This window comes from Aeromonas sp. MTB, from assembly GCF_056632455.1.
The window spans coordinates 2,651,289-2,664,731 of the sequence record NZ_CP147026.1 but is presented as its reverse complement, the minus strand read 5'-3'; the positions used below and the strand labels follow the sequence as shown (position 1 = coordinate 2,664,731).

At 62.2% G+C, this 13,443-nt stretch carries 10 protein-coding genes and 1 pseudogene; 2 read left to right on the top strand and 9 right to left on the bottom strand.

Annotation, left to right across the window (positions count from 1 at the left end; genetic code table 11):
* Window positions 1–19 precede the first annotated feature (19 nt).
* Window positions 20–700, bottom strand: a complete 681-nt coding sequence (locus WBR25_RS12140; protein WP_411240395.1) for an ABC transporter ATP-binding protein — start codon at window positions 698–700, stop codon at window positions 20–22.
* Window positions 701–897: 197 nt separating this feature from the next.
* On the opposite strand from WBR25_RS12140, the gene WBR25_RS12135 reads away from it, so the two are divergent.
* Window positions 898–1,365: a DUF4357 domain-containing protein gene (locus WBR25_RS12135; RefSeq protein ID WP_005333716.1), complete on the top strand. Its 468-nt coding sequence runs from the start codon at window positions 898–900 to the stop codon at window positions 1,363–1,365.
* 107 nt (window positions 1,366–1,472) lie between these two features.
* On the top strand, window positions 1,473–2,897 hold the full coding sequence (gene nhaD / locus WBR25_RS12130; protein WP_005352707.1) for a sodium:proton antiporter NhaD: 1,425 nt from the start codon (window positions 1,473–1,475) through the stop codon (window positions 2,895–2,897).
* A 76-nt stretch (window positions 2,898–2,973) separates the two neighbouring features.
* On the opposite strand, the gene WBR25_RS12125 is transcribed toward nhaD, so the two are convergent.
* From WBR25_RS12125 to WBR25_RS12090, 8 genes and pseudogenes are all read right to left on the bottom strand, one after another.
* Window positions 2,974–4,257 (bottom strand): Bcr/CflA family multidrug efflux MFS transporter, encoded by a 1,284-nt coding sequence (locus tag WBR25_RS12125; protein ID WP_479748059.1) that lies wholly within the window; start codon window positions 4,255–4,257, stop codon window positions 2,974–2,976.
* Between the two features lie 40 nt (window positions 4,258–4,297).
* Window positions 4,298–5,212 (bottom strand): hypothetical protein, encoded by a 915-nt coding sequence (locus WBR25_RS12120; RefSeq protein ID WP_479748057.1) that lies wholly within the window; start codon window positions 5,210–5,212, stop codon window positions 4,298–4,300.
* Window positions 5,142–5,702 (bottom strand): hypothetical protein, encoded by a 561-nt coding sequence (locus tag WBR25_RS12115; protein WP_479748055.1) that lies wholly within the window; start codon window positions 5,700–5,702, stop codon window positions 5,142–5,144. Before WBR25_RS12115 ends, WBR25_RS12120 begins: the two co-directional genes overlap by 71 nt.
* 344 nt (window positions 5,703–6,046) lie before the next feature.
* Window positions 6,047–7,323: pseudogene (locus WBR25_RS12110) on the bottom strand (hypothetical protein).
* Between the two features lie 155 nt (window positions 7,324–7,478).
* Window positions 7,479–8,039 (bottom strand): hypothetical protein, encoded by a 561-nt coding sequence (locus WBR25_RS12105; protein ID WP_429106754.1) that lies wholly within the window; start codon window positions 8,037–8,039, stop codon window positions 7,479–7,481.
* 47 nt (window positions 8,040–8,086) lie between these two features.
* On the bottom strand, window positions 8,087–9,511 hold the full coding sequence (locus tag WBR25_RS12100) for an FAD-dependent oxidoreductase (RefSeq protein WP_479748053.1): 1,425 nt from the start codon (window positions 9,509–9,511) through the stop codon (window positions 8,087–8,089).
* Window positions 9,512–9,613: 102 nt separating this feature from the next.
* On the bottom strand, window positions 9,614–10,453 hold the full coding sequence (locus WBR25_RS12095; protein ID WP_439969633.1) for an FTR1 family iron permease: 840 nt from the start codon (window positions 10,451–10,453) through the stop codon (window positions 9,614–9,616).
* Entirely contained in the window at window positions 10,453–13,443 is a 2,991-nt protein-coding gene (locus WBR25_RS12090) for a hypothetical protein (protein WP_479748052.1), read from the bottom strand. The genes WBR25_RS12095 and WBR25_RS12090 overlap by 1 nt, the downstream gene beginning before the upstream one ends.

The following is a 13,443-nucleotide window of genomic DNA, read 5'->3' as shown; positions in this document are numbered from 1 at the left end:
CGGCAGACGCAGTCGCTGTTTAGTCATGACGGGGTCCCTTGAGTTCGATAAGTTGCCCCCCTTCGAGGCGCAGCACCCTGTCGGCCAGCGCAGCATAGGCGGGGTTGTGGCTCACCAGCAGCAAGCCTGCGCCGGTATCGCGAACCGCCGACACCATCAGCGCCATCACCTGTTCGGCATTGTGCTCATCTAGGCTGCCGGTGGGCTCGTCAGCGAGCAGCCAACTGGGCTGATGGATGAGGGCGCGGGCCAGCGCCACCCGCTGTCGCTGACCGCCGGAGAGCTGCTCCGGCCAGGCATGGCGCTTGTGGCTCATATCGAGCCGGTGCAGCAACTGGTCAATCTTTGTCTCATCCGGTGGCAGCCCGTTGATAGCGAGCGGCAGTGCCAGATTCTCGGCCACGTTGAGGGTCGGCAGCAGGTTGAAATCCTGATAGACGATGCCGAAATGACGGCCCCGCAGGCACGCCCGCTCGTCGGGGGTGCGGGTGTCGATCCGGGTCTCCCCCAGCCAGATCTCTCCTTCATCCGGTGCAATCAGCCCGGCGATAAGATTGAGCAGGGTCGACTTGCCGCAGCCGCTTTGGCCCAGCAGCAGGGTGATCTCGCCAGCGGGGAGGGCGAGATCGAGATGGTGGAACAGCGGCAGTCGTTCACTGCCGTTATCGAAGCTCTTGCAGAGGTTGCGCAGGGTCAGCATGGGATAACCGTTTGATGGTCAATGGCTTTCATCATGCTTGGTACGCTAGCACGGCCAGCATTGATCAACACCCCTTACGGCTGATCAAGAGTGCCAGTTAGTGATCAAGGCGGCAAAAGAGCTGTGGATCCTCGCTGGATCCCGCTTGCCCGAGGTGGTTAGAATAGGGGCTTCCATGGGTCACAGGATGAGCAAGGATGTTACACAAGCAAGTCAGTTTTATCATCGATAGCAAGGGCAACAAGCAGGCTGCCGTCGTCCCCATCGAGATCTACAACGAGCTGATGACCCTGCAAAAGGCACTCTCCGACAACCGGCCGGGGGAGCGCGAGCTCTACCACTTCAACGGCAAAGGGGCCGAGGCCCACGGTTATCCGGTGGGCAAGCGGCAAAATCCGGGCTTTATGGTGCTGGCCGGTTCCACCGCCAATGGCGAGGATGCTGCCTCCCTGCGTGAAGCGGTGATCGAGCTGCGCCACGAACTGCTGGAGAAGGGGGTCATTGTGCCCCGCAGTCAGGGCGGCTTTGTCTTTACCGCCGATCAGCTTTTCAACAGCCCGAGTCTGGCCGCCAGTCTGGTGGCGGGTAATAACCGCAGCGGTCTGGATGCCTGGCAAAACAGCGCAGGCTATACCCTCAAGCAGTCGGGTTTCGGCAAGAAATAATCCCGCGTTTCGAAAGCAAACCAATTAAGCGTTAATTGACCTGGATGAATTTTTCTTTTCATCCAGGTGCTAGCATGATTGCCAGATGGTTCTAAAAGGAAGAGACCATGTCTGCGCTCACCCCTGTTATTTTGCTGCTGTCCCTGTTTATCCCTCCCGCCCATGCCAGTAGTGGCCCTGTTCTGTTGACATCCTCCTCAATCGGACTTTTTTGTGTCGGATTGTTTGTGTTGGCCTACGCCCTGGTGATGGCTGAAGAGTATCTGCAACTGCGCAAGTCCAAACCCGTGCTGGTGGCCGCCGGGGTGATCTGGATCCTGATCGGTATCGCCTATGCACAGCAGGGGATGAGCCCTGCGGCCGAACAGGCCTTCCGCCATACCCTGCTGGAATATGCCGAGCTGATGCTGTTCCTGCTGGTGGCGATGACCTATATCAACGCCATGGAGGATCGGCGGCTGTTCGATGCCCTGCGCGCCTGGCTGGTGCGATCCGGTTTTCACTTGCGCACCCTGTTCTGGTTGACCGGCGGGCTTGCTTTTTGTATTTCGCCGGTGGCAGACAACCTGACCACTGCGCTCTTGATGTGCGCCGTGGTGTTGAAGGTGGCCAACGGTGATCGGCGTTTTGTCAATCTTGCCTGCATCAACATAGTGATCGCCGCCAACGCCGGAGGGGCATTCAGTCCCTTTGGCGATATCACCACCCTGATGGTGTGGCAGGCGGGCAAGGTGCAATTTGGCCAGTTCTTCACCCTGCTTATTCCCTCTCTGCTCAATTTTCTGGTGCCCGCCATCCTGATGAGCCTGATGGTGCCGCGCCATGTGCCGGAGGCTGATAACGAGGTGGTCGATCTCAAGCGAGGGGCCCGCCGTATCGTCGCGCTGTTCTTGCTGACCATCATCACGGCGGTGCTATGCCACAGTTTCCTCCATCTGCCACCCGTACTGGGCATGATGCTGGGGCTCGGTTATCTGCAGTTTTTCGGCTTCTATTTGCGCAAGTCGCTGCCACGATCCCTTGCCCGCAAGCGTGCGCTCTACGAACGCAATGGTGATGAGGTGCGGTTGCGCAGTCTGGGTTCTGTGGTGCCATTTGATGTGTTCAACAAGGTGGCCAAGGCGGAGTGGGATACCTTGCTCTTCTTCTACGGGGTGGTGATGTGTGTCGGTGGGCTGGGCTTTATGGGGTATCTGGAGCTGGTGTCACACTGGCTGTATGACGCTGGGGATCCCACCATGGCCAACATCTTCATCGGGGTCTTGTCCTCCGTCATCGACAACATTCCCGTGATGTTTGCCGTGTTGTCGATGAACCCGGATATGGCGCTGGGGCAGTGGTTGCTGGTGACCCTGACTGCCGGAGTGGGCGGCAGCCTGCTCTCCATCGGCTCTGCGGCCGGGGTGGCCCTGATGGGACAGGCCCACGGCATGTATACCTTTTTTGGCCACCTGAAGTGGCTGCCGGCTATCTTGCTCGGTTATCTGGTGAGCATAGGGGCGCACCTCTGGCTCAACAGTGCCCAGTTCTGAACGTCCGGGCGCCAGTACGGAAAAAGGCTTCCGTTGACGGAAGCCTTTTTCGTTTTCCTGACAGGGGGGAGGGGGATCAATCGCCTCGTTTGCCGGTCAGCAGCCAGTAACTCAGGGTGGAGCCCAGGCCACAGCAGGCGATGGCGATGGCCATGGGCAGCGGCGAGTGGGGCGGATTGAGGTTGACCAGAATGCCGACCAGGGCGCCGATGCCAAAGCGCAGGGTGCCCGCCAGTGCCGATGCGGTGCCCGCAGATTGCGGGAAGTGGCCCATCAGGCCGGTCATAGCATTGGCGCCCACCAGACTGATATGGCCGACAAACAGTACCACCGGAATGACGATGCCCCACAGGCCGCCGGTCTGGCTCCAGGCGTTGTAGACCAGCAGGGCGCCCGCGCAGGGCAGCACCAGCAGACCGTATTGCAGCATCCGCTCGGCGCCCACCCCTTTCACCAGTCGGCTGTTGACGAAGGTGACCACCATCATCAGCAGGATATTGAGGCCAAACAGCCAGCCGTAGTGCTCGGTCGGCACCTTGAAGTATTCGATATAGACGTAAGGGGAGCCGCTTAAGAAAGCGAACATGCCGGAGCTGGAGAGGGAGCCGCACAGCACGTAACCCATGGCGCCGCGATGGGAGAGCACCCCCCAGTAGTTCTTGAGGATCTGGCCAAGATTAAGGGGTTGGCGATGTTCAGGTTTCAGGGTCTCCTGAATTTTCCACTGCATCACCAGACAGATCAGCAAGCTGATCCCCACCAGCAGCCAGAAGATCACCCGCCAGTCGGCGTGGGCACTGATATAGCCGCCCACCACAGGGGCCACCAGCGGCGCCAGCGTCATCACCAGAATGACGAACGACATGGCGCGAGAAAACGCATCCTTCTCGAACAGATCGCGCAGCAGGGCATTGACCACCACAGAGCCCGCCGCGCCGCCCGCCGCTTGCAACATCCTATAGGCCAGCAATTCGGGCAGAGAGTCCGCCATGGCACAACCCACCGAGGCGATGGCAAACATCACCAGCCCCGCCAGGATCACCGGCTTGCGGCCATAGCTGTCGGCCAGCGGGCCGTAGAAGAGCTGGCCGATGGCAAAGCCGCCCAAAAAGGCGCTGATGGTGAGCTGGGCGCCGTCGATGCTGGTGGCCAGATCCCGGGCGATGGCCGGAATAGCGGGCAGATACATATCCACCGCCAGCGGGGTCAGACCCGCCAGAGCGCCGAGCAGGATAAACAGGAAACGGGGGAGAGGGCGGCAGCCTGAGCTGTTGGCGATTGGGGCATAGGGTATCCGCTGGTGAACCTTGGTTGAAAAAGGGAGAAGGGCGAGTCTATCAGGTTTGCCCCCGCTCGGCATGACGTTCCTGCCCCCTCAAAAGGGGGAGGTACCTGGTCGCTCAGGCACCTTGGGGTGCACGCTTGCGGTCATGCGGGCGCGCTGCGCGGATCACTCCCCCCAGCCAGAGCAGCCAGGCCAGCAACGAGATGGCGTACCCGAGCCGCTCCGGCCAGCGGGCGGTGAGGGTAAAGGTGAGGCTGTGTTGTCCGGCAGGCACCCAGACCTGCACCAGCCCGTTGCGGGTGCTGCTGACGCTCAGCGGCAGGCGCTGGTCGAGCCTTGCCTGCCAACCCGGGTAATCAAACTGGTGCAGGACCAGCTTGGCGGGTGCCGGGGCATCCACCGTCAATTCGATATGACGCGGCTGCCAGCGCTGGATCTGCCAGTTCACCCCCTGATGGTCGCTGGTGATGGCGGGCTGGAATTCCTCTTTCCAGGCCAGCAGGGTGGGGGCAAACATGCCGCGTGGCACCTGCTTTGGTCGGTATTCGCGGGCGCTGCGCTTGCTGTCGAACTCCCCGTCGAGCTGACTCTTTACGGGAGCCTGGGTGAGCGGCGCCTCGCGTACATAGAGTCCCTGCGAGAGCAGGGTGAGGGCAAGCAGTAGCCACCAGACCCACTGCCACGGGCGATAGGTAGGGGTACCCAGCGCCACTACGGCGACGGTCGCGATGACCAGCAGCAGATTGAGGCGCCAGGGAAATTGCACCAGTTGCAACGGAGTGAGCAGGCGCCACAGGGGCTCGCTTGGTGGCAGCATCATCAGAAAGCTCAGGGTGCCAATGACCCCCCAGAGCAGCAACTCGGGATGGCGCGGCTCGCGGGCGGCAGCCCAAGCTACCAGTAGCAGAGCCAGGGTGAGCAGAGTCAGCCAGGCGAGATGGCCGCGAAAGCGCCAGTCATCACGGCCTTGGGGCAAACGATCGAGAAAGTTGCGCTGAAACTCGAACATGCCGGTGCGCATCTGCTCCATGGAGATCCCCCTGATCCAGCAGAGCGGGCAGCAGCAACAGGCTGGCCATCGCCAACCCCCAGAGCTGGCCCAGCAGGGTGCCAATGAGCGGGGAGTCGGTGACAGGGACACTGACAAGCGCTGTGCTCCCCTTGTAGCGCCAGACCAGTAGCAGGCTGCGCAGGGTGAGCAAGCCCAGAATAAGCAGGGTGCTTGGTAGATGGGAAAGCGTCAGCATGGAGACGGCCAGTGCTAGCAGCAGTAGCGCAAAGGGGGCGCCGCGGCAGAGGCGATCCTGCGCCAGCAGTGCCAGCGGTGCCCAGGCGAAGGCCCAGCTCTCCGCCAGGGCAAAGCGGGCGTAGATATCGATGGCCAGATGATAGGGCAGCGCCATATAGAGCAGACTGGCCGCCAGCGCCCGTCCGTGGCCGGCAAAGGGGCGCAACCAGAGATAGGCAAACAGGCCGGAGAGCCAGAGTGCCACGCTGCTGCTCCAGAGCAGCGGCGTCATCGCCTCGTGGGCCAGTGGGGGGGCCGGCGAACAGGGCGCTCACATAGTAGGGCAGGGGGGGATAGAAGAAAAAGACCGGGCTGCCAAAGGCGCCGTTCATCTCCATCAACCAGCGCGGATAGAGCTCACCTTGCCACAGTTGCACGGCAAAGAAGTGACCGGAGAGCAGGTGGTGAAACAGATCATGGCCCTGACTGCCGCCACGCAGCCAGAATGGCAGCAACAGGAGGGCACAGGCCCCGGTCAGCACCGACAAAACCCACAGCCACTCTCTGGTTACACGCATAAGGAGACTCGTCTGTTATGGATGCGCAGTGAGTGTACCCGAGTTGTTCCCCTCTTTTTTAGTTACCTTGGCGGATTTTTGCGCTCTTTCTGTGTTTCTTGTCACTTTTGCCATGGGTTGTCTGCCGCGAGGGAATGGCGAGCCAGAGTCCGGGCTCGGCGGCAAAGCGCGGGGCAAACCAGTGCTGGCGCACTGCAGTGGGCATCTCGCTCGCAGCGATGGGGCGGCGACTGAGGCGACAGGCTCCCTGAGAGAGCGCCAGCGCCGCATCCCCCTTGTACCAGCCGTCCGTGACCGGCAGAGCTGTGGTCTCCCGCAGCAATCTTACCCCCCACTGGGTCACCAGCGCTGGGCAGCTTTTCTCTGCGAGCCTTGCCGCCTGCACCATGGCGGGCGGACGGGGCTGGGTGAAGGTCGCGCCGAGCAGCAGCAATCCGGCGACTGCGACCACCCACTCACCACGGCGCGGCAGCCAGCCTGCCAGCAGCACGAGACCGAGCAGGGTGATGGGGGCCAGATGGCGGGGATTGTCGGGATTCTGGCCAAACAGGGTCCAGAGCAGCAGGGCGAGCCAGTAGAGCGTCCAGAGCGGGGGGAGGGCGGCAGGGTGTTTTTTTGATCTTTGCCACAGCGGCAGCACCAGCAGCGCCCCGACAGCCAAGGGCCAAAGCGGGGTGAGTTGATCGTTGAAGGTTCGCGCCCAGCTCAGCAGTCGATCGCCATGGGCCGCCGCCGTGTTGCCCCACAGGGTAAAGTGGCCGTCGGTAAAGCGCCGCCCCTCACTGAAATAGGCCCAGCCATCGGCCTGCCAGACAAACAGCAGGCTGATAAGCCCCACCAGCATGATGGGGAGCACAAACCTGATGTGGGTGCCCTGCTGCGCCAGCCCGAGCCACAAGGGCAGCTGCGCCAGCACAAAATAGGAGGGGCGCATCGCCAGCATAAGGCCCAGCAGCAGACCCGCCAGCGCAATTCTGCGCTGCTGCAAGGCCAGCAGCGTCCCGAGCCAGGCGGCGAGCGCGGAGCCGTCCGAAAGGCCGGAGAGCGCCAGCGTCGGGGTGAGCGGCAGGGCCAATACCAGCAGCCAGACGGGTGCCAGCAGGCTTGGCCGTTGCCACAGTTTTACCGCCAGCAATGCGGCGAGCGGCGCCAGCAAACTGCTACCGAGCAGACTTGCCCACTGCACCGCGCGGGCCGGATCGTCCACCGCCAGATTGATCAGCCGCGCCAGCCAGATAAAGGCGGGGTAACCCGGAAAGTGGGGGAGAACTCCAGCACGCTAAAGCGCGTCACCCCGTGGGCAAAATTGAGGGCATCGTCGGAATCGAGCGCCACCGGGAAGGTCAGCAGCCAGCCGAGCCAGACCAGTTGCAGCAGGAGCAGTAAGTAGGGTCGATTAGCGAAGCGTAATCGGCCGTGAAGACGCCCCCTTCTCCCCTTGCGGGAGAAGGGTTGGGGATGAGGGGGCTGTCATCATCGATGAGAGGCCATCAAAGCGGCGCCAGCACGGCCATCAGCGCTTTTTCTGCATCGCTAAAGGCGGCGGCATCGGCGGGCTTGGCGCCCACCCCGAATACCCCCGGGTTGCCGATGGCATCGAGCACCTTGGCCAGCGCCTGTTCGGCTGCCTTGCGATCCCCTTCATTGAGGGAGGGAAGGATCAAGTCGAGGAAGCGCTTGCTCTTGACCACCAGCACCTTGGCGGTCTGGTAGTCGCCAAGATTCTGGCTGGCCCCTTCGAGGCGGCGTTCGATCTCCGCCTTGTAGGCGCGATTGAGCAGGGCGGCGGTGGCGGCAGCGTCTTTCCCCTTGATGGCTGCTGCCAGCGGCCCTTGCAGCTCCACCTTGTGGTGCTGTTCCAGATAGGTCAGCTCGTCGGCAATCTCGCTCAAGGTGGCGCTGGCATCCTTGCCGTCAGTGGCGGCGCCCAGCAGCGCTTCGCGGGCGTCGATCAGTGGCTCCTTGCCGGCGGCGGCGTAGGAGTAAGCCTGTGCCTGCCCGCTAAGGGCCAGCAGCAGGGTGAGGGCGAGTAAACCCGGGCGTATGGTCATCCTGTTCTCCTTACTTATGCCAAGAGGCTATGCCAATGGCGCGGCCATCAGGCCACGCTCTGGGTTTCAATCACGGTATTTTCGTTGCGATGGTTGAAGATGGCATGGCGTCTGTCCACCCCGTCGATCACCATGTCAGCGGCCATCATCCCCATCTCCATGGCGGTGTCGGTGAAGATGTAGCGGAATGTCCCCTGACGGCCGGTCATGATGAGGTTGGTGATGGGCATCAGCGCCTTGATCGCTTCGTTGCGGCGGGCCTGATAGCCGAGATCCATCAGCGGATAGGCGTACTCGCTGCGGGCCTCGAAGGTTTCATCGCCAAGCTTCTGGGTATCGACGCCGAGGCTCGCCAGATCAGCGGTAACCCGACCGCGCAGATCAGAGAGCGGTGCCTGCCAGGTGGCATCCCCCGGATTGCAGGGGATCTCCAGCATCACCGAGGTCTGACCCTGGGGCGCCATAAAGGGGCTGCGGCGGCGCGGCTCCTGCAGACGGGTCGCCAGAATATGGGGATCGGAGAGGTACTGCCAGGTGTTGTCCGAAAGGTTCTCTGTTTTAAGCGGCATATTGACGAAGCGAAGCGACCGGTATTGGAGATCGCACGGCAAGCCAAGATGCTGGCAGGTGAGCGGCAGCGGCAGGGTGGAGATCACCTGATCAAAGCGCTCGCTCAGCTCAACGTTATCTTGTTTCCAATAAACCCGTTCGATGCGGCCATCGGTCTGCTCAAGGCGGGTGATGGTGGCACCGGTTTTGAGCTCAACGCCCTCTGCCACCAGCCGTTCGCCCAGGGTGGTGAAGATCTGGCCGAAGCCATATTTGGGGTAGCGGTATTTGCGGGCATAGGTGCGCACCGAGATACTCCCGCTGCGTCTTGGCAGCAGGCGGCGTGCCACGTCTTTGAGATCGATCAGGCTGATGCGCTGACCGGCCCAGTCGGCGGAGAGCTTGTCCGGGTTGATGCCCCACAGTTTGCCGGTGTAGCCCTCGAAAAACTGACGGTAGAGGGTGCGGCCGAAGTGGCTCTGGATCCACTCGGCAAAGCTCGCCTTGGCAAAATCATCCGGCTTCTTGCTAAAGGGCAACAGCAGCAAGTCTTTTACCGCACCGGCCATCAGGGCCAGCGGCGCCGTCTTGAGCAAGTTGGGCAGGTTCAAGGGGTAGTCATAGGTGCGCCCGCCAAAGCGGATCACGCTCTTGCGCTCGGCGTGGAGCAGGTCGTCCCCCATCAGCTCGTCGATAAAGGCGAGCAGCTCGGGGTTCTTGGTGATAAAGCGGTGGCCGCCGTAGTCGAAGCGATACTCCCCATCGCGCCCCTTGAAGGTCTGGGTGGCGCACATGCCGCCGACCACCGGCTCCTGCTCGAACAGGGTGACTGCAAAACCGGCGCAGCGCAGGCGCCAGGCCGCCATCAAACCGGCGGGGCCAGCGCCCAGCACTGCAATGCTTTTCTTGTTGTTATCGCTCATGACCTATTCCGAAACTGCTTGATAGATAAGGGAACCGCGCCAAGGCGCGGCTCCTGAATAGTGTTGTTACCCCGTGGCCTTGTTACCACAGGGCGTACGGGCTCAGCCCTTGCTGGATGCGGCGCTCACCTGCGGGCGATAGCTGCGCTGCCAGAGGGTAACGAAGATCGCCAGATAGAGGACCCAGGTCAGCAGCTGCAAGCCAGCGGGTGAGGCATTGTAGCCAAACAGGGCGCGCAGGAAGGTACCAAATACCCCCTGATCGTCGAGAATGTGGCTGATGTCGAACACCGGCGTGGTCCAGAAGGTGATGATCTCTGCCGCCTGCAACATGTTGACGGCGGACGACAGCAGACCTGCGGCGATGATGATGATAAGCAGCCCAGTCCAGCGGAAGAAAGGAGCCAGCGCCACCTTGCGGGTGGAGCGAAGCAGTCCCCACACCAGCGCGATGGAGACCAGCAACCCCGCCAGCGCGCCCATCAGGCCGGATTGCAGATCGACCCCTTGCCCCGAATAGAGCAGGGCGGAGAAGAAGAGCACGGTTTCAAACCCTTCGCGCATCACCGCCAGAAAGGCGAGGAGCACCAGACCAAACAGGTTGCCGCCATCGATGGCCGCATCGATGCGCGCCGTCATGGCTCCCACCTGGGATTTGGCCTGTTTTTGCATCCAGATCGCCATATAGGTGAGCACCAAGGTGGCGAAGATCAGGATCCCCGCCATCAAGAGGTGGTTGTAGCGCTCGCTCTCGAACTGGCTCACCACCACCTGGAACAGGAAGGCGACGACAAGTGAGGCGATAAGGCCAAGCCCCACCCCCAGATAGATGAATTTGTTGTAGCGGCTCGCCCCCAGCTTGGCGAGGTAGGAGAGGCAGATGCCGACCAGCAGGAAGGCTTCCAGCCCCTCGCGCAGGGTAATGAGAAAACTTGCAAACATCAGGATTGAGGCTCCGTAGCGGGCGTGACGGGGAGAGGCTGCAGGGTAAGTTGCAACCGATTTAGCTGCACTATGGGTGGCTCCGGCAAGCTGGGCTCGGCGGCGCGCACCGCATCATTGACCCACTTGGGGTAGGTGCGGAAATTGAGTTTGATATCGACCTTGAAGGGCCCTCGGGCATCTGCGGGTAGCGGCCAGGCTTCATCCCGCCAGCCATCGGCCGGAATGCGGGTATCTTCCAAGAGCTTGGCGTAGCGCCAGAACTTGAGCCCCACCGGCTTGCCCTCGGCATCGCCGAATACTTTTCTGAACAGTCGCGCATCTTCAGGGACGGCACCATCCACCGGCTGGCCGCTGGCAAGCACCACCTTGCCGCTGGCGTCGGTGACGGTCAGCTCCAGCCAGAGTTCACGAAAATCGGCCACCCCGGTGGGCAGAGCATGGCCCGCGCCAGTATTGGCGACCCGCACCACCAACTGCTGACTATCGGCCGCCTGTTCGATACGGGCGGAGAGGGTAGCGCTGGAGCGCAAGAGCGCCAGGCTCTCCTGTTCAAGCGCAGGATTACGCAGCCCCACCAGCTGGTGCTGGGCACCGGTAAAGTTGTGGCGATAGAGCCGCGCTTTCATGGTGCCGTTTTCGGTAGACTGGCCAGCCACCGGCGCACCGCCATTGCCCGGCTCCGGGTTCATATGGCAGTCGATGCAGGTGCGCCGCTTGGCAGGATCCTCGGCCTTGGCGAAGCTGGATTTTTCCCACTCGTCCCAGGTGTTGACGATATTGGCGCCGGTGCCGGGGGCAAACTCGTTGTGGCACGACTTGCACAGAGCCGCGTCGCGGTAGAAATCCTTCTGATAGGAGGCTTTATGGGCTGCCGGACGGGCGTTGATCTGCCGCTCGGCCAGCCAGTGCTGGAGGCTGCCGCCCGGGGCATCCTCGAACACATAGCTCTCGCGGTCTTTCAAATTCACGGTAAAGGCGCTGTTGCCGCCCGCGTCTTCCACCTTGGTGATGCGATGGCAGAGCACGCAGCCGGTCCCTTCCTCCACCACAGGTTCGCCCGCTTTGTGAGCGGCAATCAGCGAGGCGCCACCCTGCTCGAACATATGGGAGCCCTTGGGCAGATCCAGCTGGCCTGTCATCACCTGCTGGGGCATATGGCAGCCCTGACACCACTGACCGAACGCTTCCCCTTCGGTTTCGCGGGCCAGCGCCTGCACCACCTTGTAGTAGGGGTGGGAGTTGCCCATCAGCCGGTGGTTGCTCTCGCTCCAATCCTGGAACGCCTGTTGGTGGCAGTTCTGGCAGGAGGCTGAGTTGAGCCACTCCTTCGGGTGAGTCGTCGGCGCCCTGGCGGGATCGGTGCGCGGGGCATCGAGCCGCAGCCAGTTGGCGAGATAGGGGAGGTTGCCATCGGCGGTGACGAAGGCGTGTAAGTCCTCCATCATCGCCTTCACCTCGGGCTGAGGCTTGGCGGGGTCAACCGCTTCGGCCCCATCGCGGGTGTCGTGCCCCATGCCACCCTGGGTCTGCTGGGTCATGCGCAGGTATTCGCCGACAAAATCCCCCGCCACCATGTTGGTGAGGTTGGCGTGGCCGTTGATGGCGTTGTCGCCGCTCTTCTGGCGATGGGCCGCCATCAGATAGCGGTTGGTGAAGTTGAACCCGTCCAGATGGCAAGAGTTGCAGCTCATCCAGTTGTCCCCTGCCATGGGGAAGCGTGGGTTGGACGCTGTGTTACCGAGGTTAAACAGCCGCTCGCCGCGCTGAAGCAACTCGGGGCGGGGATCTGTCTCTACTAGCTTGGCGAAGTGGGGCGCATCAACCGTGACCCGGGCAAACGGGCCGCTGCCGCCGCTATTGAGGCGGGTGAGATCCTGCCCCATGGCGTTGTGTACCAGAATGTGGTCACCGTCGATCAGCAGATCCCGCGGATTCTGGCCCGGCAGGTGACGCAAGAGCTGGGTCGCTTTGGCGCCCCCCTGAAACTTCTTGCGGCGGTGGCGGTTGTTGTTGGATTTGCCGCTGCGAGAGAGGTCAAACACCAGCAGATCTTCCGAGCCCGCCAGCGTCAGATAGACCCGTTTTCCGTCGGCGGCGAAGCGCGCAGCAAACGGGTTGGAGACGATCTGGCTGCGGTTGCCGACGCTTGGCAGGTTGATCTGCAAAAAGAGCTGTTTTCTTTCATCGACCCGCTCTTTCTCCTCATCGAGATTGATGATGGAGACGGCCGGAAAGACGGTGCTCTGAAACTGGAAGGGGTGGTCGAAGCTCCACAGTACATGGGGCAGCCAGGCCTCGCTGCCATCGGGGGAGAGGGCGATACCGTCGAGCAGGCGCGGCAATCCCTGGGAGTCGCTCGGCGTGTCGCTGTGGGTCTCGGCCAGGGTGATGAGCTTGGGCTTGGGAAGCGAAGCCCCCATGGCGCCGTGGCCAAGCTTGGCGAGATCATAGATGGCGAGCTGGCCTGTCATGGCGTGGGTCAGCAGCAGGCGATCGCTGTCGGTCAGGGCCAGTCCACGGGGAGTCTCGGCTGTTTCTGCATCCAGCTTGAGGTTGCCCGCGCTGTCGTAGGCCTGCAGACGAGCGGATTCGAACAGCGTGATCCAGAACCACTGCCGCTTGGCATCGAAGATGACGCCGTATGGTCTATGGCCGGTGGGGATCGCCTTTTCCAGATCGAGATCATCATCCAGCAGCAGCAGGCGATCGCCGCTGTAATCGGTGATCAGCAGGGTGCCGTCATCGGCGCGGGCCAGCTGGCGCAGCTCGCCCCCCAGCTGCACCTCTTTTAAGCGCTTTCCGCTATCGCGCTCAAGCAGGGTGACCGAGCCAGCGCTCAGGTTGGCGGTGACGAGGCGCGGGCTTTGCCCCTCCTCATAGGCGATCATCCCGGCGCCCATCTGCTGGGCCAATGCAAAGGGGCTGGCCAGCAGCAGGACGAGGGCCAGCAGGGGTGACAAATATGCAGAGAACGATGACTTCAACAT

Bases quoted from the DNA above. Each gene is read 5' to 3' on its own strand.
- WBR25_RS12140 (WP_411240395.1), bottom strand. From the start codon at position 700: ATGCTGACCCTGCGCAACCTCTGCAAGAGCTTCGATAACGGCAGTGAA.
- WBR25_RS12135 (WP_005333716.1), top strand. From the start codon at position 898: ATGTTACACAAGCAAGTCAGTTTTATCATCGATAGCAAGGGCAACAAG.
- nhaD (WP_005352707.1), top strand. From the start codon at position 1,473: ATGTCTGCGCTCACCCCTGTTATTTTGCTGCTGTCCCTGTTTATCCCT.
- WBR25_RS12125 (WP_479748059.1), bottom strand. From the start codon at position 4,257: ATGCCGAGCGGGGGCAAACCTGATAGACTCGCCCTTCTCCCTTTTTCA.
- WBR25_RS12120 (WP_479748057.1), bottom strand. From the start codon at position 5,212: ATGGAGCAGATGCGCACCGGCATGTTCGAGTTTCAGCGCAACTTTCTC.
- WBR25_RS12115 (WP_479748055.1), bottom strand. From the start codon at position 5,702: ATGACGCCGCTGCTCTGGAGCAGCAGCGTGGCACTCTGGCTCTCCGGC.
- WBR25_RS12105 (WP_429106754.1), bottom strand. From the start codon at position 8,039: ATGACCATACGCCCGGGTTTACTCGCCCTCACCCTGCTGCTGGCCCTT.
- WBR25_RS12100 (WP_479748053.1), bottom strand. From the start codon at position 9,511: ATGAGCGATAACAACAAGAAAAGCATTGCAGTGCTGGGCGCTGGCCCC.
- WBR25_RS12095 (WP_439969633.1), bottom strand. From the start codon at position 10,453: ATGTTTGCAAGTTTTCTCATTACCCTGCGCGAGGGGCTGGAAGCCTTC.
- WBR25_RS12090 (WP_479748052.1), bottom strand. From the start codon at position 13,443: ATGTTGAAGTCATCGTTCTCTGCATATTTGTCACCCCTGCTGGCCCTC.